Source organism: Pseudomonas sp. Irchel 3E20 (assembly GCF_900187645.1).
Classification (GTDB): domain Bacteria; phylum Pseudomonadota; class Gammaproteobacteria; order Pseudomonadales; family Pseudomonadaceae; genus Aquipseudomonas.
Window position 1 is genome coordinate 187,839 of record NZ_FYEE01000009.1, and the last position, 25,432, is coordinate 213,270.

The 25,432-nt window shown below is 59.5% G+C and carries 21 protein-coding genes and 1 tRNA gene; 7 read left to right on the top strand and 15 right to left on the bottom strand.

Translation table 11 applies throughout. The annotated features are described in order from the left end of the window. Position 1: 1 nt before the first annotated feature. From tagF to CKW13_RS17480, 5 genes are read right to left on the bottom strand one after another with little or no spacing between them, the layout of a single operon-like run. Complete coding sequence (gene tagF, locus CKW13_RS17460; protein WP_095109839.1) at positions 2 to 988, bottom strand: type VI secretion system-associated protein TagF; 987 nt, start codon at positions 986 to 988, stop codon at positions 2 to 4. Then, a complete protein-coding gene (tssM, locus tag CKW13_RS17465) occupies positions 985 to 4,632 on the bottom strand; it encodes a type VI secretion system membrane subunit TssM (RefSeq protein ID WP_095109879.1) in 3,648 nt (1,215 codons plus the stop codon). The genes tagF and tssM overlap by 4 nt, the downstream gene beginning before the upstream one ends. Before the next feature lie 36 nt (positions 4,633 to 4,668). Next, positions 4,669 to 5,997: a hypothetical protein gene (locus tag CKW13_RS17470; RefSeq protein ID WP_095109840.1), complete on the bottom strand. Its 1,329-nt coding sequence runs from the start codon at positions 5,995 to 5,997 to the stop codon at positions 4,669 to 4,671. 28 nt (positions 5,998 to 6,025) lie between these two features. Then, a complete protein-coding gene (locus tag CKW13_RS17475) occupies positions 6,026 to 6,286 on the bottom strand; it encodes a PAAR domain-containing protein (protein ID WP_095109841.1) in 261 nt (86 codons plus the stop codon). A gap of 42 nt (positions 6,287 to 6,328) precedes the next feature. Beyond that, positions 6,329 to 6,931, bottom strand: coding sequence for a M15 family metallopeptidase (locus CKW13_RS17480; protein ID WP_256576613.1), 603 nt, complete (start codon positions 6,929 to 6,931; stop codon positions 6,329 to 6,331). Between the two features lie 380 nt (positions 6,932 to 7,311). Between CKW13_RS17480 and CKW13_RS24245 the strand changes: the two genes are divergently transcribed. Further along, complete coding sequence (locus CKW13_RS24245) at positions 7,312 to 8,040, top strand: hypothetical protein (protein WP_141233993.1); 729 nt, start codon at positions 7,312 to 7,314, stop codon at positions 8,038 to 8,040. Positions 8,041 to 8,059: 19 nt separating this feature from the next. On the opposite strand, the gene tssA is transcribed toward CKW13_RS24245, so the two are convergent. The 6 genes from tssA to CKW13_RS17510 all read right to left on the bottom strand — a co-directional run bounded on the left by tssA (position 8,060) and on the right by CKW13_RS17510 (position 14,576). After that, positions 8,060 to 9,130 (bottom strand): type VI secretion system protein TssA, encoded by a 1,071-nt coding sequence (gene tssA, locus CKW13_RS17485; RefSeq protein ID WP_176465130.1) that lies wholly within the window; start codon positions 9,128 to 9,130, stop codon positions 8,060 to 8,062. A 786-nt stretch (positions 9,131 to 9,916) separates the two neighbouring features. After that, positions 9,917 to 9,992, bottom strand: a tRNA-Gly gene (locus tag CKW13_RS17490). 67 nt (positions 9,993 to 10,059) lie between these two features. Next, positions 10,060 to 10,620, bottom strand: a complete 561-nt coding sequence (gene pgsA / locus CKW13_RS17495; RefSeq protein ID WP_095109844.1) for a CDP-diacylglycerol--glycerol-3-phosphate 3-phosphatidyltransferase — start codon at positions 10,618 to 10,620, stop codon at positions 10,060 to 10,062. A gap of 33 nt (positions 10,621 to 10,653) precedes the next feature. Further along, the gene (gene uvrC / locus CKW13_RS17500; RefSeq protein WP_095109845.1) at positions 10,654 to 12,477 is read right to left on the bottom strand and encodes an excinuclease ABC subunit UvrC; all 1,824 of its coding nucleotides are present in this window, start codon (positions 12,475 to 12,477) and stop codon (positions 10,654 to 10,656) included. Positions 12,478 to 12,479: 2 nt separating this feature from the next. Then, positions 12,480 to 13,121: a UvrY/SirA/GacA family response regulator transcription factor gene (uvrY, locus tag CKW13_RS17505; RefSeq protein WP_095109846.1), complete on the bottom strand. Its 642-nt coding sequence runs from the start codon at positions 13,119 to 13,121 to the stop codon at positions 12,480 to 12,482. Positions 13,122 to 13,286: 165 nt separating this feature from the next. After that, on the bottom strand, positions 13,287 to 14,576 hold the full coding sequence (locus CKW13_RS17510) for a hypothetical protein (RefSeq protein ID WP_095109847.1): 1,290 nt from the start codon (positions 14,574 to 14,576) through the stop codon (positions 13,287 to 13,289). 236 nt (positions 14,577 to 14,812) lie between these two features. Between CKW13_RS17510 and nhaB the strand changes: the two genes are divergently transcribed. Then, positions 14,813 to 16,315, top strand: coding sequence for a sodium/proton antiporter NhaB (gene nhaB / locus CKW13_RS17515; RefSeq protein ID WP_095109848.1), 1,503 nt, complete (start codon positions 14,813 to 14,815; stop codon positions 16,313 to 16,315). Positions 16,316 to 16,346: 31 nt separating this feature from the next. Here nhaB and zwf read toward each other — a convergent pair whose 3' ends face one another. Continuing rightward, positions 16,347 to 17,867: a glucose-6-phosphate dehydrogenase gene (gene zwf, locus CKW13_RS17520; protein ID WP_095109849.1), complete on the bottom strand. Its 1,521-nt coding sequence runs from the start codon at positions 17,865 to 17,867 to the stop codon at positions 16,347 to 16,349. After that, on the bottom strand, positions 17,864 to 18,880 hold the full coding sequence (gnd, locus tag CKW13_RS17525; RefSeq protein ID WP_256576614.1) for a phosphogluconate dehydrogenase (NAD(+)-dependent, decarboxylating): 1,017 nt from the start codon (positions 18,878 to 18,880) through the stop codon (positions 17,864 to 17,866). The genes zwf and gnd overlap by 4 nt, the downstream gene beginning before the upstream one ends. 231 nt (positions 18,881 to 19,111) lie before the next feature. Here gnd and CKW13_RS24475 point away from each other — a divergent pair, with 231 nt between their 5' ends. The 3 genes from CKW13_RS24475 to CKW13_RS17535 all read left to right on the top strand — a co-directional run bounded on the left by CKW13_RS24475 (position 19,112) and on the right by CKW13_RS17535 (position 21,526). Continuing rightward, positions 19,112 to 19,279 carry a DUF6026 family protein gene (locus CKW13_RS24475; RefSeq protein WP_176465131.1) on the top strand — a complete coding sequence of 56 codons (168 nt, stop codon included), beginning with the start codon at positions 19,112 to 19,114 and terminating at the stop codon, positions 19,277 to 19,279. A gap of 141 nt (positions 19,280 to 19,420) precedes the next feature. After that, a complete protein-coding gene (locus tag CKW13_RS17530) occupies positions 19,421 to 21,166 on the top strand; it encodes a phosphoethanolamine transferase CptA (protein ID WP_095109851.1) in 1,746 nt (581 codons plus the stop codon). A 138-nt stretch (positions 21,167 to 21,304) separates the two neighbouring features. Beyond that, the gene (locus CKW13_RS17535) at positions 21,305 to 21,526 is read left to right on the top strand and encodes a hypothetical protein (protein WP_095109852.1); all 222 of its coding nucleotides are present in this window, start codon (positions 21,305 to 21,307) and stop codon (positions 21,524 to 21,526) included. Between the two features lie 144 nt (positions 21,527 to 21,670). Here the strand turns inward: CKW13_RS17535 and CKW13_RS17540 are convergent, their stop codons facing one another. Together CKW13_RS17540 and zapE are read right to left on the bottom strand one after the other, a co-directional pair. Further along, positions 21,671 to 22,159, bottom strand: a complete 489-nt coding sequence (locus CKW13_RS17540; RefSeq protein ID WP_095109853.1) for a GNAT family N-acetyltransferase — start codon at positions 22,157 to 22,159, stop codon at positions 21,671 to 21,673. Positions 22,160 to 22,185: 26 nt separating this feature from the next. Next, entirely contained in the window at positions 22,186 to 23,307 is a 1,122-nt protein-coding gene (gene zapE / locus CKW13_RS17545; RefSeq protein ID WP_095109854.1) for a cell division protein ZapE, read from the bottom strand. Positions 23,308 to 23,469: 162 nt separating this feature from the next. Between zapE and CKW13_RS17550 the strand changes: the two genes are divergently transcribed. Together CKW13_RS17550 and CKW13_RS17555 are read left to right on the top strand one after the other, a co-directional pair. Next, positions 23,470 to 24,900 (top strand): nucleobase:cation symporter-2 family protein, encoded by a 1,431-nt coding sequence (locus tag CKW13_RS17550; RefSeq protein WP_256576615.1) that lies wholly within the window; start codon positions 23,470 to 23,472, stop codon positions 24,898 to 24,900. Positions 24,901 to 24,967: 67 nt separating this feature from the next. Beyond that, positions 24,968 to 25,432: an LEA type 2 family protein gene (locus CKW13_RS17555; RefSeq protein WP_095109855.1), complete on the top strand. Its 465-nt coding sequence runs from the start codon at positions 24,968 to 24,970 to the stop codon at positions 25,430 to 25,432.

A 25,432-nucleotide genomic window follows, 5' to 3' on the forward strand; every position in this document is an offset into this window, starting at 1 on the left:
GTCATAACCCCAAAAAAGTTTCGCGAAAGGTAGCTCTGGCGGTGTTCAAGGAGAGCCCCGGATGACTGGTGTAGGTAGACATTTTTTTTAATGCGTAGCTCGCGCTGACCTCTTGCTCGACCCACCGAGGGTCCTCAAGCCAGATAGTGTCCTGTTCTTCAATTCGCGGATCGATAACACCGTATAGCCCACGGGCGGAGGCGCCGCCAAATCCCAGAGTCATCGTCGGTTGATGTTCGCCACGTTGCAGCAACATCAATTCAAAATCTGCTCCCCCCAAAAACTCGGCAATCAAATCGAGCCAAAATGCTGAAACCAGATGCCGGTAAAGGGGATCGGATGGGAGTGGCAAACGTAAGCCTTTACCCATTTTGGGCGCGCCACTGCTCATGACCGGACATAGCAGCAAACCGAGGGCCAGCAAGATACGTCGAACATCAACTTGGTGACCGGCCGTGTTAAGCATCTGCTGAAGCGAGCCTATCGTCTGCGCTTGCAGAAAATCGGCAAAGATATGGTGTAGCACGTCTGAGCTGACCGTAAGGTCGGCCTTATGCTCACTTAGTTCGTTCAAGATGGGGGCCGGCTCCCCTGCCTGCTTCGCCAGGGGCAGTTCACGGCCCAAGCGCGACCACATTCGAGTGAACGCCAATGGGCTGCGCGCGAGAAACTCCAAGGGCTTTGCCACTTCAAAGGTAACGCCGGCCATAAAAGGAAATCGCCGGCCGCTCGCATCGACACTGGGTAACAGGTGCCCACCGATCACTGATCGATGGCGAGAGCCCATAAAGGCGAAGTGAAACCCAGGTGCGCTGTCATATAGCGATTTCCAGGCAACATCCTGGGCCAGCAAATCCAACCCCTCAGTTACCCAGCGATCGAGAATGGAAATTAACGGACGGTGATTGTTCGCGGCCCTTACAAAATCGCCCTGCGCTGGCAACTTACCAAAATAACTGATGGGTAACGTCAAAACGTCCGGGGTCATAGCTGCTTCTCCAAGGACGCATCCAGACCAACCACTGTCAGCGGCAACTGAGTACCATCCAACCCCCTGCGCTGGCTGCCATCGGCGTTCGCGCGCGGATTACTGATGACCTTCATGGTGACAGGCACAACCCAATCGTCTTGACGCCACTGAAGCTCGTAAGAGCCATCAGCGTTCTGTCGACTCTGAGCACTTTGAATCAATTGGCCTAACGCGTTTTGACCGACGAAGCTCTGAAGGTCTATCGTCCTTCCGTCGTAAGTCACCACACTGACTTTGGCCGCTTGATTCGGCTTGTTGCTATCCCAGACAAAGTTATTCCACTGAGCGGGGGTGTTGCGGTAACGCAGCTGTTGGTCGCCTACCAGCACACTGTACTCACTGAACCCCGCAGCGGAACCAGGCAATATCTGGAACGTCACCAACGCCCCTCCTTCAGCCGTTTGGCCTAACGGAGCAACCCATTGCGCGAAATGGGTCATCAAGGATGGCGACAGGCTCAGCCCGACATCGGCCCACTGTTTGCTGACCAGGCTGTTCCCGCGGCGAATTACCAAGGGGCCAAGGCTGTCATTAACAAACTGCGCTATCGCCCCCTGGGGACCAAAAACCTGGGCAATTTCGGCAGTGCCCGCTTCAATTTGCCCGGCAGGGGCAAAGGGGTACTTGCCCGCTAACGTTTGCTGGAAAGGCTCATGGACCTGAGCTTTCCAGACTTTGTTGATTTCGTTGTGAGTCGGTGGAATCAGTGCGCCAAATGTTTGAATCATCGGCCATAACAACAGCGGTCGTAACGTCCGGCGCTGGCCATCTTCCATGCTGGACAGCAACTGCTCATCGACTAGCCTAAGCCCAGCTGATAATTCAGAGGTAGCGCTCGCATCCAGAGTCTGCACCATCAACTCTCGGGCACCTGGCCCAGGGTCACCCTGAGTCTGGATGGCATTCAAACGCGTACGAATGCCGGATAGGTTTTCCAGGTAACTTTGCAGCAGTGAAGGCGAACTGTCGCGGGCCACCATCAGCCGGGCAATTCCGGAAAATTCAAGACCGACGGGCCCGACCGGAATTTCTCCGGCATTACCGGGCGCCAACGCCTGCGCTCCGGCAGGGGCCTTGGAGAACCAACTCAACAATCCACCCTTGGCCGTTTTGAGGCCCTCATTAATCAGCGAGGGGTTGTCCCAAGATGTTTGCCGGTAGATTGCCTCCATCAGCTTGCGCATAGGCGAGTTTTGCGGGTCACCCAACTGGTTCATCGCCGTTCGCGCATCACTGAAGCTGGAAAAGCTGGCCACAGTGATGCCTTGCAGAAATTTTCTCCATTCTGCGATGTATTCCTGGGTATACAACTGCTCCAGCTCTTTTTGGATATGCTCTGGACTACCGGACAACGTCAAGTCATCCGCGCGGGCGCTCTGCAGCACCCAGTCGGTGGTGGTTAGCTCCTTATGGGAAGCGTCGCGAATGGCTTGCTTCACATAGCCCTCCCACGCCTCTCGAGAGAAGGCGCCAGAAATGGCATAACTCCCAGCAAATATCTTGTCACCCTCCCCCAGCAACCCCGCAACGGTCACACTCGGATAGCGTGTTGCAGCCCTGGCTTTAAGCTCTGCATAGACTCTGTCTCGTGCTGGCAGCCCTTGCATCACCCCACTGAGAGTACGACGAGAGTCATCGGTCAACGTGACCTTGGTGTCCAGTACGGGCCAGTCGGCCGCATTGGATTGACGGATATAGAAGCTCATTAATCGTTCGGCACGGCGCGCCATGTCTTCCCGGTCCATACCACCTCGATTGTCTTCCAGCCAAAGCCGCCAGAAACGGGTTAGCTGGTCACTCAAGTGTGCGGGTTCAACACGTTCGGCATTGCCCAGCATCAAATAAGCTTTCAGGGCGTTATAAGCATCCTGGACATTGCTCGGCGATGGAGGCTGGTATACCCCGACAGGGGTTACGCTGACGGGTGCCGTCGATTTTGCTGGCTTCAGCGCAGCAGATCTCGCACTGACCTCGCGCAGGTAGGATTCCAATTGCTGCGCCACCGGCGTCAGCATCACCTGCTGCATCCCCTGGAAATACTCATGACGCAATTTGGCTTCAAGTGCAGCCCCCTGATAGAGGCCCAGCCCTAGCGTCAACGGATGATCGTCACGGTACTTTTGCAACTGGCTCAGTCGGTCTTGAATCATCTGTAATGCCTCAAGGCGCGACTGCAGGTCAATGCGGTCCTTCTGAACGTCCTGGGCCTTCCGTAAATCAGCTTGGACGTTGCTCACCAACTGTTGATTGCTAGTGTAGGACCACGTCCAACCCGCCAGACTACCGCCGAGCAACAGCGCCGTGCCGAGAAACGCTACAGAGCGTTTTCGAGTTCGCGAACGACTGGAGTACTGGCGCACCAACTGGCGATCGGCGAACACCACCTTGCGGAACAAATCCAGAAGGAAATAGCTGCGGCGGGACAACTGCTTTTCTTCATTTGGCAAATTTGATTGTTGCACCGCGCTCAGACCAAAGCGCCGAGCAATTTCTTCGGACATACCGCAAACGCTGGCAACTTCCTGGACGGCACTGGTGAAGTAAAAGCCTCGAAATACCGGCCTGTACTGATAAGGATTTTCCTCGAACAGTGCCATCAAGAACGTGCTCAGGCTGGCCTTGATGCCTCTGAATTCCAGCGGCAAGGTCAACAGCCCCGGCGCCTGGGCACCCTCGCGGTTAAGCGCCATCTGCGCCAGACTCATCTCTTTGAGCCCGTCACACAACTCATCAAAGTGCTGGTCAAACTGGCTGCCGGCCTCTGGACCTGTTTGGGAATTGAAAGCAAAGGTGGCACCCCAGACTTTTTCTCGTTCCTGAGGCTCCAGCATCTGGAAGAAATCATTAAACCCATTGATCAAGTCGACCTTGGTAAACACTACGTACACCGGAGCAACCACTTCCAGGCGCTCGGTCAGTTCTTGAATACGTAGGCGCAGTTTTTTAGCCAAATCAATCGCAAACTCCGGCGAATTTCCGGTCAACTCGGCAACACTGGCTGCGATGATGATGCCGTTAATCGGCGCACGTGGGCGGTGTTTGCGCAGCAAACTCAGGAAAGACAACCACTCCCCTCGGTCTGCGTCCTGCACCGAATAGCGTCCGGCGGTATCCAACAGGATTCCTTCGGTGGTGAAGTACCAATCGCAATTGCGCGTACCTCCGATACCCTGCAGCGCAGAGCCTTTTTCATCATTGAAAGGAAAGGTCAACCCGGAGTTCAGGACTGCCGTGCTTTTACCCGCGGCGGGGTTGCCTATCACCATCAGCCACGGCAACTCATACAAAGCCTCTGACCCTCTAAGTCGTCCAAGTCGCGAGGATTTGATCGCGTGGAGCGCCTCTTCCAGCCGTTGGCGCAACTCTGGGGCATCACCCTCTGCACCGGCTACCATCTGATGCAGTGCCGCAGCCGACTTCTTAGCCAAGATTCGCCGCCACAACCAAGCGCCCCCTAATGCAACAAGCGCCAACACAAGGAGCGCAAGAAGCACTTTTTTCAACGTGGCAGCATTAAGAAAGAGCAAGCCTGCGACGATCAATAGCCCGACAACAGCGAGCACACGAGAGTTGGAGAAAAAAGCAGAGAGGCGGTTAATCATGGTGAACAAGTCCCGGGGCTAACGTGATGCGCAAATTCATGCGAGGTCCTGAAGAGGTATTGGAACCGGCAGCGGCGAGGGCTGAACCCGGCAGACCGCTCGCCAAAAGGGATCCTGCACCGACACCAGCAAGGTTTCCTGCTGCGTCTCGACACTGTTTGAAGCGGCCAACGCCAACGAGGCCAGTGTTGTCACTGCGCCCATATCCCCACAGCAAATCGGCAAACTCAGGCACTCACCGATAGGGTCCAACTCGGGAAGCGTTGCGTGCAAAGCCGCCAAGAGTTCGGTTTGCCGAGAGGCACGCTGATCCGCATCAGCGATCACTGCATTGATCGGTGAAAGGTCCGAGCTGTATTCCTCAAGTAGTTGCTTGAGGGTTGCGGCTCGCACCTGCCCGGGCAAGTCGGCCGATTGCGCTCGCTGTTCGCTGCGAAACGGATGAACAATTGCAGCTGGTTCTGTGGCCGCCGGAAGCCCAAACGCGAGCAGCAGCGCGCATGCCCCCTCTCCGGAGACCTCCGGCAGCGCCTCAAGCAGCTCTTCATCTTGAATGAACGAATCACTGGCGAGCACGACCTGTAGACGGGACTTCGTGTCCAAACTCTCGGTATGGCGTAACTGTTCGAGAAAACTCAATACCTGCCGAGTGTCGTTCGTAGCGTGAATAATCACGAGACATTCCAGCCCCCACTTGGAGAGCGGCGTAAGGGCTGATACCAACCATTGGTGCGCCGTTGTTTGGATATCGGTCGACCAGCGAGTAGGAACAAGGACATGCACAGGCAAGGGGCTTTGAGGCTCGCTCGCTTCGAGAAGTTCGCGCTCCAAGTGACGCATCAGCAAAGGCTCCAGAGCCTCTGAAGCCAGCAGTAATGCGCGTCGGACATCGATGGGTAGAGGATCGTCTTGCTCTGATTCAATGAAATCCTCAGTGCTCAAGACATCAAACCAAGCAATACGACGTGGGAACCCGCTTGAATCTTTCAGTGTGGGGTGAGGAGCCGGTCGGTCACGCGCTTTCAACGCTTTGATAACCCCGGCGGGCGCATCGCCAAGAGGCAAATACAGGCTCCAATCCCGTATCTGAATTGGCATGACGTGTTCAGCAGCCAGCATCGGCTCCACATCAGCCAAATCCTCCGCAAGCTCCGGCTGTCGGCGGCGCTTCAGCCACTCAACACCCTGGTGCACCCCCCAATATCCCAAACACAGCGCCGCGGGTATTACCAAAAAGTGGGTGACGATGTCTTGCACCGTCGGCAGACGATAATGGTCACGCCAAGACCACAGGGTAACCCCCCCACTACCGGCAAAGACCAATACCACCCACAGCGCTTTGTAGCCAAGGATTCGCTTAAACATCACATTCCATTCCTGCTCGCCCTTACACTTACGGCCGGTACGTTGTGGATTGGCCTGCAATCAACACGGCTCCACAGGAGGTGATATCACCGTGCCGGGCCGACGCTTTGTCATCCACTTCATAGTCACCATCGCCAGTGGTAATCACCGTTGGGCCATGGACAGGACAAACCACCAGATCGCCTACGCGGGCAATGCCCTTGTCGTTGATCGTCGAATCGTCACTGGCCTCCATCACCACTCCGCCGTGGCTTGTCATATCCCCTTTTACAATCAACGGTCGCGTCATCTTCGCTCTCCATGTAGGTCCAAGCACTGCATTTGCTCAGGGTTAAGGCATAGATCTGGCCGACGGCCCACGACCGGCAGTGCGCAGTTCCACATGCCCGAAATCCAACAGTTTCCAGCGGCCACCCCAGGTCAAGCCCAGCTCTTCGGCTACCTGCCCGTACAACTCATATCCGCGCAATGCCCAAGGGTCTTTTTCGGTAATCACCAACTTCCCTTCTCTCAAAAACGCACTGTCCGCAGCCAGACCATACTGGTGGTAACTCTGCCAGGCCTTGGCATTGGTGGTTCCTGGCAAGAGGCCAAGAACGTCTTGACGTTCCGGACTGCGGTAGCCTTCAAGCAACACCATTTCGTACCCATGGCGCTCCAGCATCACTTTGTAAACCACCAGCAAGCGCTGGACGAAGTCGGCGTCCATCTTGTCCCATGACCTGTCTGCCGCGCCGGTGCGAGGCCTAATTCGCTCGACCTCGCGGGAAGTGAACACCTGCGGCGGCAACGCACGGGGCGGAACCAGCCGCTCACCACGCAACAGCTCTGCAATCAAGCTTGGCGTCTCCCCACGATGAACATCACTGCCATACCCTTCGAGTTCCACCGTCCCACGCAAGTAGAAAACCAATGCAGGTGGCAACAGCAACAAGAAAAGCATTAGCCATAGGAGGCGCCGGTAATGAACGAGCGGCAATAGCCAACGCCTAAAATTAAACCCAAGGCGAACGATACTGCTGTTCGAAACAGAAACTGAACTTCCAACACTAACAAAAAGAAATTTCCTACATCTCTTTAGGAAAAAAACCAGCTCCTTCAAGTGTGTAGATGCACGTTCAGGAAACAACAACCACCACAAGCAAGCAATCGCACTTGCGGCCAAACAAAAAACCACGAGCAATAGCATGAAGTATACAACCCACCTCAGAAAAAAATACAGAGCAGCGTCAAACTACGACTTCAAACCGCCGCACTATCAAAATGACAGCATTGAAAATTAAATAGAGCTACGCCTAAATCCCTGGCACTATTTTGCGTCGCCCCACCAAACTTTCCACCCAGCAAAATAAGCGCACGCCACCTCACTGGCAAAACAGCCGCCAAATACCGGAATTAGATGCCGTGACATCAAGTAACGCACATTCAAAAGCGCCCAGCTTGTTAGCGGATACTCAAGACAACAACACTCCCGATGTCCGCCCAGTTAACAACGCAGCCCAGCCCAGTATCAGCTCAAGGAAGACGCTATACACGTGGCTGAGCATCGTTGCGCTGACACTCGTAACCAGCATGGCATGGGTGTTCGATTCGTCACCTCAAGAAGTCAGCGAAGCTCCCGCAGAGGCACACACCGCCAGCAACGCTATGAGCGAGCAAACGCCGCCACCAATGATCGGTGAGTCCGCCCAGATTTTTAACGAACCCCATACAGAGCAGCACGCGAACCTCATCAGCGCTTCCGCGCATCCAACACCCAATAAAACACCAGTCATTCAGACCACCAAACCTTACCCTCCCGCGCCTACCGCACGCTCAGCCCACAGCGCATCTTCCCCATCTCGCTCCAGCGATGTAGACGTACTGATCGCTCTGATGCGCTATATCGAAAGCCCGGACAACGACCTACCCCCGCCTGCGCGCAAAGCCCTGCAGGACCGTGTAAAAGCCTGCCCGGCAGCCAACACCGAAGCGGGTATTGACTGTCGTCAGCGTATTTGCGCCGACCTTCCGGGCTCGATGAGCTTGTGTCCCTTACCTTGACTACCCGCAAGCCCAAAGGTCAGCCGCCACTTTCGGCGACCTTTGCCACACCCAACACCTGCTCCAGATGAACGAGTGCGGCGTCATTTTTTAGCACAACCTTAAGCCACTCATGCAGGGGCATCTCCCCCCAATCAGCTGCTTGGTTTGCCATGTACGCGACAGGACTGTGGGGCTCAGCCCGACGGAAGTAATTTGCCACCTCGCGCAGCCGATTTAGCGCTTCCTCACGCGAAGCAATACCCGACGCCGCAGCAGGGACATCGGTTACCGACGGCACTGCGCGATGGGGCAGCAACTGCCCAGAATGCTGCATAGGCAATGAAACTTCCGACTCATCCCCTCCACGCACATCCACACCCGCGTCTTTGGCAAATCGCTGAATACTGCTGAGAGCAGCGTCCAGCGCCTCTCGGACTGAAGCAAATCTTGGCGCCTGATCGCCTAGACGCGCCTGCGCTTGGTGTTCCAGACTGCTTAGCGCAGAGACCGCCTCCTGAATCGCTAGCCACTGATGACGATAGAACTCTACCGGTGTTGCAGCCCTGACACGCTCCAATTGCTCTAGCGTTACATGCTCTAAATCCCCGAGACGAGCACCTCCAGATCGTTGATGCGCCATAGCATAGTCAGAGAGCGTGTAGGGCCGCACACCATCGTCCACCACAGGGATCGACGACACCCAACGTAGACTCTGCTTGAGCACCCATGCCAGACAACCGACCCGCTGCTCAACATCTCCATCCTCGATGGCGGGGAATAGGTCATCCCAGTAATGCTCAACTAAACCTGCAATCAGGTTGTAACCCTGGGCCAACCCTGCAAAACCCTGAGTGTATACCCAGCCCTCCGTCAACCAACCCGCAACGCGCAGATCCTTACTGTCCTCTCGTAACAGTTTCGAACACCGCTTAACCACTTCCGGCCAATTGGCAACTTTAAGATCAGCAACCCACTCACCTTGCTCTAAAGTTGGATCATCAAACTCACGAAGTTTTTGTATGTCATCAAATTCAGATGAATATGTAAGATCTTTCCCGGAGTGATGCAGGCCACTTATTGGGCGCAATAAAATTTCAAGATTAGACACAAAACGCCCTCTACCAACGATGCAATATATTTATGTGAGCGATCAGACTTTACCCAGTCAGAAACTACGCGCGATAATCATTACCGTGTTTTTTCCGCCAGACAAGCCTGCGCTACAAATTTTCGTTCAACGGTAGGGGGCAGCACACTACATGGATATCAACGCCGATGAGCACAACTGCAGCGATCATTATCAGCCACACTCACCTGCACTCGCCTGTATCAACACCAGATCCACTCACGCTGAGCATTGGTCCGACTATTAAGCCCTATACACCGCAAGGAAGGTTTATTTGAATTCGGCTTCAGCCTCAAGACACTGAGGATTCCAACGCACAGGCATTCATGCTCTGGAAAATGAGCTCACTCGCCATGTCGCGGCGTTCACGCACTTGTTTCAGGCTGACTTCGAGAAAGGCACCAAAGGACATGCGCTGCCGGCCTCTTTCCCCAGTAGCACCGAAACAATGATCGTTTATTGGCGACCGTGGTAACCATCAGTGACAGGCCATCAACGCCGCTGACGCTGCAGGTTTTACCCGCAAGTGAGTTTTGAAAGAGGCATGGTGAGCGCCTGCGAGAGAGTCAACACCTGACGCTCATCTGGCGAGCTGAGGAGATTCAGCAGCAATAAGAATTCGAGCCTGTTCGCTAGGCGGTACTTAAAAATACTTGAACGTACCGGATTGCCCTCGAACTCAGCAGCTTTCCGCAGAAACGAAAAAAGACGCCGAAGCGTCTATTTTTCTGACATCCAGAACCCGATGGATTTCTGAAGATCTTTATTTGGAGCGGGAAACGAGACTCGAACTCGCGACCCCGACCTTGGCAAGGTCGTGCTCTACCAACTGAGCTATTCCCGCGTCTTGGTAAGTGAGCGCCATTCTATAGGAATCGATTCCTTCGTCAACCCTTTGATTCAAAAAAGCTTTATTTTTTTTCAACGTCGGTTTTGAGGTGTGGCCAGGCCGCTCGCAGGTATTGCAGCATGGACCACAGCGTCAGGCCTGCTGCGATGAGTAGCAAAGCATAGCCAAGCAGGACCCAGAACGTGAAGGACGATGGGTTGGCCAGCAGGATCACCAGCGCCAGCATTTGTGCCGCAGTTTTCCATTTGCCCATGTTGGAAACCGCGACTTGGGCCCGGGCACCGAGTTCGGCCATCCATTCGCGCAAGGCGGAAACAACGATTTCGCGACCGATAATTACCGCCGCCGGCAAGGTCAGCCAGAGGTTGGCGTGCTCTTGGACCAGCAGCACCAGGGCCACGGCGACCATTAGTTTGTCAGCCACCGGGTCGAGGAACGCACCGAACGGTGTGCTTTGTTCCAGACGCCGCGCCAGATAGCCGTCCAGCCAATCCGTTGCAGCGGCAAAGGCGAAGACCGAACTGGCCGCCATGTAGCTCCAGTGGTAGGGCAAATAGAACAGCAGAATGAAGATCGGAATGAGCAGAACGCGTAAGACGGTGATCAGATTAGGGATATTCATCGACACAACTGGCTACAAGGTAAGGGAGGGATTCTACTCGCTGTGCAGGCTTGCATAAATCAGCTCAGCAAGCTTTTTACTGATCCCCGGTGCTTTGGCGATCTCTTCGATGCTTGCACGAGACAGCTCCTGCAATCCACCAAAATGTTTCAGCAATTCACGGCGGCGCTTTGGACCTACGCCCACAACCCCTTCCAGGGTTGAGGTTCGCCGGGTTTTGCCGCGGCGTGCGCGGTGCCCAGTAATTGCAAAGCGGTGGGCCTCGTCACGGATCTGCTGGATTAAATGCAGCGCCGGAGAATCTCCGCGCAAGGTGAATTCATGGGCCGCGTCATTGAGATAAAGCGTCTCGAAACCGGCCTTGCGTGTGGCGCCCTTTGCCACGCCGAGCAGGATTAGGTCGGGCACGGCCAGCTCGTTCAGCACGTCCCGAGCCATGGACAATTGCCCTTTGCCACCATCCACCAAAAGAATGTCCGGCAGCTTGCCCTCCCCGTCCTTGAGCTTGCTGAAGCGCCGGGTCAGGGCCTGGTGCATCGCGGCATAATCATCGCCAGGGGTCACGCCTTCGATGTTGTAACGCCGGTAATCGGACTTCAGTGGCCCTTCCGGCCCGAATACCACGCACGAAGCCACGGTCGCCTCACCGCTGGAGTGACTGATGTCGTAGCACTCCAGGCGTTGTGGCGGCTCGTCGAGATTGAGGACTTCGGCTAGGGCTTCGAAGCGCGCAGCAACGTGCTGGCGGTTCGCCAACCGGGCACCCAGCGCCTGCTCGGCGTTGGTCACCGCCAGTTGCTGCCAGCGCGCACGGGTACCGCGCACCCGGTGGCTGATGGTCAGCTCGCGCCCACGCAATTTGGAAATGGCAGCGATCAGGGTCGGGAAGTCTTCATGCACGACGTTGACGATCAACTCGCTCGGCAAGTCCCGCTCGGGGCTGCTGATGAAGTACTGGCCAAGGAACGCTGCCATGACTTCGGACACCGCTTCATCGATCCCCACCTGCGGAAAGAAGTTCTTGCTGCCCAGCACCCGGCCGCCACGCACACTGATGAGGTGCACACAGGCTCCGCCCGGGTTGACGAACGCTGCGACCACATCGACGTCGCCAGTACCGCCTTCCATGCTCTGCTGGTCTTGCACACGACGTAACAGGGATATCTGATCCCGATACTCCGCCGCGCGCTCGAAATCCAGGGTGCTGGCAGCCTGCTCCATACCTGCGGATAGTTCATCGGTCAGGGCATTGCTGCGTCCTTCAAGGAACATGACCGAGTGGCGCACGTCTTCGGCGTAGACCTGGGGTTCCACCAGGCCAACGCAAGGCGCTTTGCAGCGCTTGATCTGGTATTGCAGGCACGGACGGGTACGGTTCTTGAAGTAGCTGTCTTCACACTGGCGCACGAAGAAGGTCTTTTGCAGGAGGCTCAGGCTTTCGCGAATCGCCCCGGCGCTGGGGTACGGCCCAAAATACTTGCCCTTCTGCTTCTTGGCGCCACGGTGGATGCTCAAGCGCGGGAACTCCCCGTCCGACAGGAAGACGTAGGGATAGGACTTATCGTCGCGCAGCAGGATGTTATAGGGCGGCCGCCACTCCTTGATAAGCGTCTGCTCTAGCAGCAACGCCTCGGTTTCGTTGGCGGTGATGGTGGTCTCGACTTGCGCGATGCGCGCCACCAGGGCGGCGGTCTTGGGGGCCAGGCCGGTCTTGCGAAAATAACTGGCCAGGCGCTTCTTCAGGTTCTTCGCCTTGCCGACGTACAACAGGCGCGCATCGCTGTCGAACATGCGGTACACGCCGGGATGGCCGCTGCAGGTAGAAAGAAAAGCACCGGGATCAAATACGTCAGTCATTGTCAGAGGCTGGCATCGATCATCCCGTGGCGAACGGCCAGCAATGTCAGTTCAACATCGCTGCTGATCGAGAGTTTCTCGAATATGCGGTAGCGGTAGGTGTTCACTGTCTTGGGAGACAGGCACAACTTGTCGGAAATAATCTGCACTTTCTGGCAGCCCACAATCATCAAGGCGATCTGGATCTCGCGCTCGGACAACGAGTCGAACGGAGAATCACTGGTGGGCTGGAACGATTTGATCGCCAATTGCTGGGCGATCTGGGGGCTGATGTAGCGTTGCCCGGCAAACACCAGGCGAATCGCCTGAACCATTTCCGCCAGGGCTGCACCCTTGGTCAGATAGCCCGCCGCGCCGGCCTGGAGCAATCGCGTAGGAAACGGGTCTTCTTCACACACCGTTACCGCCAGCACCTTGATATCCGGATGGCTGCGCAACATTTTGCGCGTGGCTTCAAGGCCACCGATGCCCGGCATCTTGACGTCCATCAGCACCACATCAGGCTTGAGTTCCCGCGCCTTGAGCAGGGACTCTTCTCCCGACTCAGCCTGGCCGACAACTTGCAGCCCATCGATGTCAGCCAGCATTCGTGTAATGCCTGTACGAACGAGATCATGGTCATCGACCACTAGCACCCTAATCAAGCAGACACCTCGCGATATGGTCTTATTAGTTGCCGGACACCTTAGCAAAAACCAGCCGACAGACCTAGTTGCACAGATTATATAAAGAGTATCAATACGCTATGAGTGCAGATAAAACCACAGCGCCCCGGAAAAGGGCTCGCACTGCTGCCAATGGTCGCAGGCTCAACCCATATACCGCACGACCACGGCCCTGAAGTTGCCCTGTAGCGAATGGCCGGCCACCACGATCCGCCCGTCCTCTTGCAGGGCGACAGCCGTTGCAGTGTCCAGCCCTGGGCCCAGGCGCGTCCTGACCCAGCCCCGGCCTTGGCCGAAACCTGGGTCAAGTGTGCCGCCGGGTGCCCAACGCGCCACGATAATGTCTGCCTCAAAACCGCCCTGAGTCGACCCTACAGCGATCAGTTGTTCACCTTGCAGCGTGGCTGCCGTCCACTGGCACCCCTGGTGGCCGATGGCGATCAGCGAAGCCTGGCCATCATTGAACCCCAGGTCCGGGCCACCATCCCCCTGCACGCCCCGCGCCATGGCTAGCAGTGGATCGTTGGTATGGCCCACGGAACGCAAGCGTCCATCCGCCAGGGCCAGCACTTGGCGGAACCGATTGCTTTGGCTCGCCAGGTGGAAGATCGCCATACCGCCATCGCCAAACTGCACGTCCGGGCTGCCATCGGGGTTGTAGCGGGCCAGCAGGCCTTGAGGCGGCAAGTCGCTGGCCCCGGCCACCAGCACGCGGCCATCGGCCTGCAGGTGGACACCCCCCAGCCAAGTGTTGGCCAGCGAGCGCCTGACGATCACAAAGCCGCGCCCGTTGAACGCCGTGTCCAACTCACCATCGGCGCCCACGCGGATCAGCACGCCGACATGGTTGGCCAACGCATAGTGATGATTGGCCAGCAGCAAGATCGCACCGTCCTCTTGGACGCACGCCCCGCTGACCTCTGTGCCGGGCGTCCCCATAGGCACCCAGTGGTCACGCGTACTCACCGACAGTTGCCCCGGCAAATGCACCACCCGCTTGCCGCCATCGCCGAAGCGGCGATCGAGATGGCCCAGGGCATCGAACATCGCCAGCGCCGGCAGGCTGTGCTGCGCGCTGATGTCCTGTAAGCCATGGATCAGAATGCGCCCATCCGCCAGCAGTACCACACCGGCGGCCATGGCATCGCCGCAGCCCTCGAACTGGCCGATGACCGCGCCCTGCTCGCCAAAACCCAGGTCCGCCGAACCGTCGGCCTTGAGCCTAGCCAGGCCGAAGCGATAACCCTGGTGGGTGCCGACCTTGGCCGCCACCAACAACTTGCCGTCCGGGCAAACCGCTACGCCGGTGGCCAGGCTCGAGGTGCTGCCAGGGAAGTACACCTGCGCTAGCCCTGCCTTGCCGAACCCGGCATCCAACCGGCCAGCACCTGAAGGCCTCGCCTGTGCCGTGTGCCAATGCACCCTTTGAGTCATTTGAACTGCACCCCCTGAAGCCAACCGGTCGTGGTGGGCAAGTGGCCCCCATTCAACAGAGAGGCCCCGGGGCCGGCTACTGTCAGAAGCTGCAGGTTTACCTTCCATAAAAGCCAAATAAGTGACTTTTTGTGCCACTGCCCGCCCACCTGCGCGCCAAAGCACATCATCAGCGCACTTGATATTCCAATTTTGTTACGGCAAGTTGCGCACCTTTCCCACTCAAGGAGCGGCCGATGTCCGGTTCAATGGCCCAGGCGTTCGCGCACAACTTCCTCGGGCATTCGCCACGCTGGTACAAAGCCAGCATCGTCGCGTTCCTGATCCTCAACCCACTGCTGCTCTGGACGGTCGGCCCGGTAGCCGCCGGCTGGCTGCTGGTGGCCGAGTTCATTTTCACCCTGGCCATGGCGCTCAAATGCTACCCGCTGATCCCCGGCGGGCTGCTGATGGTCCAGGCCCTGCTGCTGGGCATGACCACGCCCCAGGCGCTGTATGAGGAATTGCTGCACAACTTCCCGGTGATCCTGCTGCTGATGTTCATGGTGGCCGGCATCTACTTCATGAAGGACTTGCTGCTGTTCCTGTTTTCCCGCCTGCTGCTGGGGGTGCGCTCCAAGGCGCTGCTGGCCTTGCTGTTCTGCTTTCTGTCGGCGTTTCTCTCGGCGTTTCTCGATGCCTTGACTGTCACCGCGGTGATTATCAGCGCCGCGGTGGGCTTCTACTCGGTCTATCACCGCGTGGCTTCGGGCAGCGACCCACGCCAGGACAGCCCCTTCAGCGAGGACCATGGCGTGGCGAGCCTGCACCACGAAGACCTGGAACAGTTTCGCGCGTTCCTGCGCAGCCTATTGATGCACGGCGCGGTCGGTACCGCCCTGGGCGGCGTATGCACCCTGGTGGGCGAGCCGCAGAACCTGTTGATCGGCCATGAGATGGGCTGGCATTTTGCCGAGTTCTTTCTAAAAGTCGCCCCGGTATCTCTGCCGGTGCTGGCGGCGGGCCTGGTGACTTGCGTGCTATTGGAGAAACTGCGCTGGTTCGGCTACGGCACCCTGTTGCCGGACAACGTGCGCGCGGTACTGGCCAGCTATGCCGCCCAGGACAACGCCCAGCGTACCCAGCGCCAACGCGCCGCCCTGCTGGTACAGGGCGCCGCTGCATTGATCCTGATCGTGGGGTTGGCGCTGCATATCGCCGAAGTCGGCCTGATCGGCCTGATGGTGATCGTGCTTATCACTTCCTTTACCGGCATCACCGATGAACACCGCATCGGCAACGCCTTCAAGGACGCGATGCCGTTCACCGCGCTGCTGGTGGTGTTTTTCGCGGTGGTGGCGGTGATCCACGACCAGCAACTGTTCACCCCGCTGATCCAATGGGTGCTGGCCCTGCCGCCGGCGCAGCAACCGGGCATGCTGTTTATCGCCAATGGCCTGCTCTCGGCCATCAGCGACAACGTGTTCGTCGCCACCATCTACATCACTGAAGTGAAAGAAGCCTTCGCCCTGGGCCACATGAGCCGCGAACACTTCGAGACGCTCGCGGTTGCCATCAACACCGGCACCAACCTGCCCAGCGTGGCCACGCCCAACGGCCAGGCCGCGTTCCTGTTCCTGCTGACCTCGGCCATCGCCCCGCTGGTGCGCCTGTCCTACGGGCGCATGGTGTGGATGGCCCTGCCCTACACCGCGGTGATGGGGGTGTTGGGCTGGTACGCGGTGAGTTTCTGGCTGTAAGGACGCTGCGGGGGAACCCGCAGCGGTTGGTTCACCCCAGGCGATGCCAGACGCGCCCGTCGCGGGCCAGTAGTTCATCCCCCGCCGCCGGGCCGTCGGTGCCGGCGGCATAAGCCTGCACGCTGGCGTCTTGCTTCCAGGCATCGAGAAACGGCTGCACGGCACGCCAGCCGTTCTCGATGTTGTCTGCACGCTGGAACAGCGTCTGGTCGCCGGTCAGGCAGTCGTAGATCAGGGTTTCGTAACCCGTTGAGGGCTGCATCGTGAAGAAATCCTTGTAGGCGAACCCCAACTCGATATTGGCCATTTCCAGCTCCGGCCCCGGGCGCTTGGCCAGCAGGTCGAACCACATGCCCTCGTTGGGCTGGATCTGGATGCGCAAGTAGGTCGGCTGCAACTCATCGACCTCGGTGTCGCGAAACTGCGCGTAGGGCGCAGGTTTGAAACAGATCACAATCTCCGTGTCGCGCACGCTCATGCGCTTGCCGGTGCGCAGGTAAAACGGCACGCCCACCCAGCGCCAGTTGTCGATCATCACCTTGAGGGCGACAAAGGTTTCGGTCGTGCTGTCGGGAGCGACGTTGGGCTCCTCGCGATAGCCGGCCAAGGGCTGCCCGTCACGCTTACCCGCAGCGTACTGGCCGCGTACCGAGTTGGCCCGCGCCTGCTCAACCGACCAGGGGCGGATCGCCCCCACCACCTTGGCCTTCTCGCCACGCACCGCGTCCGCGCCGAAGGCAGCGGGCGGCTCCATGGCCACCATTGCCAGGAGCTGGAACAGGTGATTGGGCACCATGTCCCGCAACGCGCCGGTGTGCTCGTAGAAACTGCCCCGGGTCTCGACGCCCACGGTTTCCGCCGCGGTGATTTGCACGTGGTCGATGTAGTGGTTGTTCCAGAACGCCTCGAACAGGCTGTTGGAAAACCGGCTGACCAGGATGTTCTGCACGGTTTCCTTACCCAGGTAATGGTCGATACGGTAGATCTGCTTCTCCGTCATCACCTTGAGCAGGCAGGCATTCAGTGCTTCGGCGGTCTGCAGATCGGAGCCGAACGGCTTCTCGATCACCACCCGGCGAAACCCCTCGGCGCTTTCCTCCAGCAACCCGGCCGCACCGAGGCGGGTGACCACCTCAGTGAAAAACCGTGGCGCGGTGGCCAGGTAGAACACGGCGTTAGCGGTGCCGTTGGCGGCGATTTTCGCCGCCAAATCCCGATAGGTCTGCTCGTCGAGGAAATCCCCCCGCACGTAGCTGATGCCCTTGGCCAGCGCCGCCCACAACTGCGGGTCGAGGGAGTCCTGGCCATTGCCGACCTTGCTTGCGGCCTCGTTGCGAATGAAGTTTTCCAGCTTCAGGGCAAAGTCGGCGTCGCTGATGGGGTTGTGGTCCACGCCGACAATGCGCAGCCCCTCACCCAGCAGGCCGTCACGGCTCAGGTTGTACAGCGCCGGCATCAGCAGGCGCTTGACCAGGTCGCCATGGGCGCCGAACAGGAACAACGTGGTCGGCGGCGCCGGCTCGGGGGTGCGGCCCTTTCCCGGGGCGGTCATTTTTTCGGGGTCTCGACGTGGCCGCCAAAGCCAAAACGCATGGCCGAGAGCAGTTTGTCACCGTAGGTGCTTTGCTGGCGGGAACGGAAGCGGGCAAACAGCGAGTTGGACAGCACCGGCACCGGCACCGATTGCTCCATGGCCGCCTCGATGGTCCAGCGCCCTTCACCGCTGTCGGCCACCGCGCCAGAGTAACCGTCGAGTTTCGGGTCGCTGGCCAGGGCGTCGGCGGTCAGGTCCAGGAGCCAGGACGACACCACGCTGCCGCGGCGCCAGACTTCGGCGATATCGGCGACATTCAGGTCAAAACGCTGGTCTTCTGGCAGGTTTACGCTGGATTTGGTCTTGAGAATGTCAAAGCCCTCGGCGAAGGCCTGCATCATGCCGTACTCGATGCCGTTGTGGATCATCTTGACAAAGTGCCCCGACCCGGCCGGGCCGGCGTGGATGTAGCCGCGCTCGGCACGGTCATCCGTGGCGACGCGGTCGCGGGTGCGCGGGATGTCGCCCAGGCCTGGGGCCAGGGTGGCGAACAGCGGGTCGAGGCGCTGCACCACGCCGGCATCGCCGCCGATCATCATGCAGTAGCCGCGCTCCAGGCCCCAGACGCCGCCGGAGGTGCCGACGTCGATGTATTCCAGGCCTTTGGCCGCCAGGGCCTTGGCGCGGCGGATGTCGTCCTTATAGAAGGTGTTGCCGCCATCGATAATCACATCGCCCGCATCGAGCAGTTGGCTCAGGGCCTCGATGGTGTCTTCGGTGGGCGCGCCGGCCGGCAGCATGACCCACACCGCACGCGGCTGTTGCAGGCCGGCCACCAGGGCCGCGAGGTCCGCCACGCCGGTGGCGCCCTCGGCAGTCAAGGCGTCGACAAAATCGGTGTTGCGATCGTAGACCACAGTCGTGTGGCCATTGAGCATCAGGCGTCGTGCAATGTTGCCGCCCATGCGGCCCAGTCCAACAATCCCCAGTTGCATGTGCTGATGCTCCTTACCACTAAAAAGGTGTGTCAAAGGTTATAGCGCAAGGACGCTGACGAGGGTTAATCCGGCACATCCACAGATGCACCACCCCTTCAAGCAGATAACTACGCGGTATCACGTCAGAAATATCGACGAAGACACAGGGACAGTGAAAAATAAAAAAGTTCCATTTATTCCAGAAAAAAACCAAAATCAGCGCCGATTGCGCCCTTGCACCTGCCCGGGGCGCCAGTACACATCTTTTGCACATTGAGGTCCGCCATGGGCGCGCTCGTTAGGCCAGCACCTGCACAAACCCTGTACGTCAGCGTTCGCCGCGATGAGCTGCGCCAACTCAAGGCCGAACGCGAGCAGTTGCGCCAACAGGTCGCCGAACTGCAAGAGCGCCTGCAACAGGCCCGCAACGTGGCCAGCCCAGCAACCGCCTAGCAGGGCTTCAACTCACAAAGTTTTCACAAGCCCTTGGTGATACTCCGGCCTCTTCTGGCCGCTCGTCTGGCGAGCGGCGCCCGGTGGCTGGCGCCTTGAGCGACTTCAGCAGCCGATCTGATTAATCGCCTGGAGCGCTTGATGGCAACTTTTGAACGCAGCGAAAAGTCTGCGAAAAGCTTCGATTGGGCAGGATTGGGCTGGTTATTCCTGTTCTTCTGGTATTTTTCCGGCATTACCCAGGCACTGATTCTCTTCACCGGCACGTCCGGTTTTTCCGGTTTCCGCCAAGCTTTTTTTATGAGCGCCATCTGGCTCGCGCCGATGCTGCTGTTCCCGGCGCGCACGCGCTTGCTGGCGGGGCTGATAGGCGTGGTCCTGTGGGCTTGCTCGATGGCCAGCCTGGGCTACTTCTTCGTCTATCAGCAGGAATTCTCGCAAAGCGTCATCTTCATCATGTTCGAGTCGAACATCTCTGAAGCGGGCGAGTACCTGACGCAATATTTCGCCTGGTGGATCGTGCTCGGCTTCATCGCCCACACCGCCGTGGCGCTCTTCCTGTGGACACGCCTGCGCCCGGTGTACCTGCCCAGGAAGCAGGCAATGGTGGCTGCCATGGCCATCCTCGTCGCGGTGGTCGGCTACCCACTGGTGCGCCAGATCATCAAGACCGACGACCTGACCACCGCCATCGAGAAGTTCGAGACTCGCATCGAACCCGCCGTGCCGTGGCAGATGATCGTGGCGTACCGGCGCTACACCCATCAGCTGGAAAACATGCAGGGCATGCTCGAGAACGTGAGCAAGATCGCCCCCCTGAAAAACCTCAAGGACGCCCAGGCCAACCAACCGGCCACCCTGGTGCTGGTGATCGGCGAATCCACCAACCGCCAGCGCATGAGCCTGTACGGCTACCCGCGCCAGACCACACCGGAACTGGACAAGCTGCGCGATGAACTGGCGGTGTTCGACAACGTCATTACCCCGCGCCCCTACACCATCGAGGCGTTGCAGCAGGTGCTGACCTTCGCCGACGAAGACCACCCCGACGACTACCTCAAGACCCCGTCCCTGGTCAGCGTGATGAAGCAGGCCGGCTACAAGACCTTCTGGATCACCAACCAGCAGACCATGACCAAGCGCAATACCATGCTCACCACGTTCTCCGAACAAGCCGACGAGCGCGTGTACCTCAACAACAACCGCAACCAGAACGCCCGCCAGTACGACGGCGACGTGCTGGCACCCTTCTCCAAGGCCCTGGCCGACGGCGCCGAGCGCAAGTTCATCGTGGTGCACCTGCTGGGCACGCACATGAGCTACCAGTACCGCTACCCGCCTAGCTTCGACAAGTTCACCGACCGCCAGGGTGTGCCCGAGGGCGTGCGCGACGACCAGTTGCCGACCTACAACAGCTACGACAACGCGGTGCTGTACAACGATTTCGTGGTGTCGAGCCTCATCAAGGACTACGCCAAGAACGACCCCAATGGCTTTTTGATGTACCTCTCCGACCACGGTGAAGACGTGTTCGACTCCGCCGGCCACAGTACCCTGGGCCGTAACGAAGGCAAGCCGACGGCGCCGATGTACACCATTCCGTTCATGGCTTGGGCCTCGCCCAAGTGGCGCGCCAACCACGAATGGGACTTCACCGGCGAAACCGGCCGGCCCTACAGCAGCTCCAACCTGATCCACACCTGGGCCGACCTGGCAGGTCTGAGCGCTGATGAGCTGGATGACAGCAAAAGCCTGGTCAGCGACAGCTTCAAACCCCGCCCGCTGCTGATCGGCAACCCGTTCGAGCGCAAGCAGCGGGCCATGATCGACTTCAGCCTGATAAAGCCCAAGGTCGCCCCAGTGCCCACTGCGGTCGTGCAGAAGTAACCCACTCGGGGGCCGGTTCCGGCCCTCGCATTACCTGTCAGGGCCGGTTAACCGGCATTTAATTGAAGGGCCAGATGCTGCCCCCATGCCTCACATCGAGTACGAGGCTCCCTTCCCTTCCATGACAGGAAATACCCCATGAAAATCTCCACTTTGCTTCTCGCCGCCCTCATGACCGCCAGCACCAGCGCCGCTTTCGCCGAAGGCGGCGCCGAGCGCTCCCGTGAGTTCTGGGACACCTTCAAAGTCAGCCAACAGCAACTGCACGGCAACGCCGAGCAACGCCTGGCCGCCGACAAGGCGAAAAAAGACACCCCCATGAGCACCCGCGGTGCCCAGGAACAGACGCCCAAGGCGTGATTGCCGCAAGACCTGCGGGAGCGGATCTGGCCCGGCGGCGACTCGCCGATGGCGCAGTGTCAGAAAAGCTGATGTCGCCTGACCCAGCGCTATCGCGGGTAAACCCGCTCCCACCCAGGTGAGGTCGCCCCCTCCTTATTGCCGCTACAACGCCTTGGTCCAAAACAGCATCCGGCCATGGGCCGGGTCGAACATGCCGGCGGCGAAGCCGAACTTGCCGTAGGAGGCTTGGGCCACGGCATTGCCCTCTAGCACTTCCAGGGTGATTTTGCAGCAGCCGCGCTGGCGGGCGATGTCCTCGACCTTTTGCAGCATCTTCTGGCTCAGCCCCAAGCCGCGGAACTTGTCCACCACCGATACGTCATGCACGTTGACCAACGGCCGGCAGGCGAAGGTGGAAAACCCCTCGAAGCAATTGACCAACCCCGCCGGCTCGCCGCCGACAAAGGCCAGCACGCTGAACGCATGGGGGCGTTTGGCCAGCTCGTCCGGCAGGTTGTGCAGCACATCGGCGGACAACGGCTCGCCGCCGCCCATGGGGTCCAGGGCGTAGTGGTTGAGCACCAGGCGGATGGCGTCGGCGTGGGTGGGGTTGGTGTAGCTGGCCTGGAGAACCAGGATATCGGCGTCCATTTGCAGTGTTGGTCCTGTGGTGGCGGTCATGGGTGAGCGGCAAAACGTTGCATCTGCATTTCCTGCAAACGGCTTAGGGTGCGGCGAAACGCGAAGGCCAGGTAGCCCTCGGTGTAGAGTTCGGCCATTGGCACGCGGGCCTCGATATAGAGCGGCACCTTGCGGTCGTAGCATTCGTCCACCAAGGCAATGAAGCGCCGCACGCTGTCGTCATGGATCGACAGTTGCGGCAGTTCCCGGTCCCCGGCCTCGACCCGCACCGCGCCATCCTCGGTGCCACGGGCGATGCGGCCGGGGCGCTGTTGCGCGCTCAGGCACGGCACGTCGCTGAGCAAAATGGCACTGAAACGGTCGCACAGGGCCATGAAGTCCATGGCGGCAAAGGGTTCTTCGCACAATTGGGCGAAACGGCACCACAGCACCGCGGGGCTGGCCTTGACCACCGCCAAGGGCCGGTAACCCACCGTCAGGGGTGTGCTGGACACCGCTTGGCCCTGGGCCAGCTCAGTGAACACCGCGTCCATCCGGCTCGCCTCTGGCGCGGCGCAAACCCAATAGCGTTGCACCCCGGCGCCCGGATGCAGGCGATGGTCCTCGCTGCCGTCCACCGCCACTACCTGCATGTGCGCCTTGATCGCGGCAATCGCCGGCAGGAAGCGCTCGCGATTGAAACCGTCGCCGTAGAGCTGGTCAGGCGGCTGGTTGGAGGTGCACACCAGCACCACGCCCTCGTCGAACATGACCTGGAACAGGCGCCCCAGGATGATCGCGTCGCCGATGTCGTTGACGAACAACTCGTCGAAGCACAGCACCCGCACCTCGGCGCTCAGTTCCCGGGCCAGGGCCTGCAATGGGTCGGCGATGCCGCTCAACTGGAACGAACGCTGGTGCACCCAGCCCATGAAATGGTGAAAATGCTGGCGCCGCGCTGGCACCCGCAGGCTCTGGTAGAACTGGTCCATCAGCCAGGTCTTGCCGCGCCCCACCGGCCCCCAGAGATAAACGCCGGTTACGGGCCCGCGACCTTGGTGCAGCGCCTCATGGCATTGTTGCAAGGCCTGCACGGCACGGTGCTGGGCGGCGTCGGGGACGAAACCTTGCTGGTCGATGGCGTATTGATAGGCGCTCAATGGGGAATCGAAGGGCATGTTCGGCGGCGTGTCCTCAGGGCAAGCCTGGCAGTATGCCACGGCGCCATCACTTTACTGGCGATCCCACCGGTTGCAGAGACGATTCAGCGGCATTTCGCGTTGCCCCCGCGGGCACCTGCTGGCATTCTGCGCCTCCATTTTCTGACCCGGCCTCGCATTGTGTCTGACAAGCCCCTTCATCGCAGCGACCTGATCTACGGTCTCAACGATCGCCCCGATTTCATGTCGACCATTTTTGCCGCCCTCCAGCACGTGCTGGCGAGCTTTGTCGGCATCATCACGCCCACCCTCATCATGGGTAGCGCCCTGGGCCTGCAAAGCGAAGTGCCCTACCTGATAAGCATGGCGCTGTTCGTCTCCGGCCTGGGCACCTTTGTCCAGGCGCGGCGCTTTGGCCCGGTGGGGTCGGGGCTGCTGTGCCTGCAAGGCACCAGTTTTTCCTTTATCAGCGTGATTCTCAGCGCCGGGTTCATGGTCAAGGCCCGCGGTGGCGGCACCGATGAAATCCTCTCGACGATTTTCGGCGTGTGCTTCTTCGCCGCGTTTATCGAAGTGGCCCTGAGCCAGTTCATCGGCAAGCTGCGCAAGCTCATCACCCCGGTGGTCACCGGCACCATCATCACCCTGATGGGCTTATCACTCATAAAAGTGGCCATGACCGACATCGCCGGCGGCTTTGGCGCCACCGACCTGGGCGCCGCTAGCCACCTGGCCCTGGCGGCCCTGGTGCTGGGTACCATCGTGATCCTCAACCGCATCGACGTGCCATTTCTGCGCCTGGGCGCCATCGTCATCGGCCTGACCCTGGGCTACGTGGTGGCGTGGCTGATGGGCCAGGTAGATTTTTCCAGCATGCCGGAGGTGCCGCTGATGAGCGTGCCGGTACCGTTCAAGTACGGTTTCTCCTTCGATTGGGTGGCGTTCGTGCCGGTGGCGGTGATTTTCCTGGTTTCGCCCCTGGAAGCGGCCGGTGACCTGACCGCCAACTCGATGATTTCCCAACAACCGGTCAAGGGCCCGGTGTACATCCGCCGCATCAAGTCGGGCCTGCTGGCCGATGGCCTCAACTCGGTGATGGCCGCCACCTTCAACAGCATGCCCATGGTGACCTTCGCCCAGAACAACGGGGTGATCCAGTTGACAGGCGTGGCCAGCCGCTACGTGGCGTTCTTCATTGCCGGGCTGCTGGTGCTGCTGGGGCTGTTCCCGATGATCGGCGCCGTGCTGCAACTGATGCCCAAACCGGTGCTGGGTGGGGCCGAACTGATTATGTTCGGCACCGTGGCCGTGGCCGGGATCAAGATCCTCGCCGAGGCCGGCCTGCATCGGCGCAACATGCTGATCGTGGCCATTTCCCTGGGCATGGGCCTGGGCGTGGCCGCCGTGCCCGAAGTGCTGCGCGAGCTGCCCAAGGCCCTGCACAACATCCTCGAGTCGCCGATCACCGTGGGCGCGTTCTGCGCGATTTTGCTGAACATCTTCCTGCCCGAAGAATTCATCGAACTGGAAGAAGACGAATTCGACCCCGAGGCCTCCACCCTCAAGATCATGCAAAACCCGGACGTGCCGGCGCGAACCTCTGAGGGCTGATCGCGTCCTATGCTTGAACGGCCGGCCACTGTGGCCGGCCCTGCCCATCGCCTGCGAGGCAACGTCCATGCCCCCCATCCTGCGCCTTGCCTGCTGCCTGTTACTGCTGAGTGTGAGCGCCTGTGCCCTGTTGCCCGACCGCGACCCGCTGCGCATCAACGTGGTCGGCATCGAGCCGTTGCCCAGCCAGGAGCTGGAACTGCGTTTCGCGGTGAAGCTGCGCCTGCAAAACCCCAACGAGCGCGCCATCGATTACAACGGTGCGGCCCTGGACCTGGAAGTCAACGGCCGCCCGCTGGCCAGCGGCGTGAGCAACCAAACGGGCTCGATCCCGCGCTTTTCCGAAGGGCTACTGACGGTGCCAGTGAGCATTTCGGCGTTCTCCGTGCTGCGCCAGACCCTGGGCCTGCGCCAGGGGCAAAGCCTGGACAACCTGCCCTACGTGCTGCGGGGCAAGCTCGCCGGGGGGGTGTTCGGTACGATGCGTTTCGTCGACCGCGGCAACCTCAGCCTGCCCGCAACCGCGCCCTAG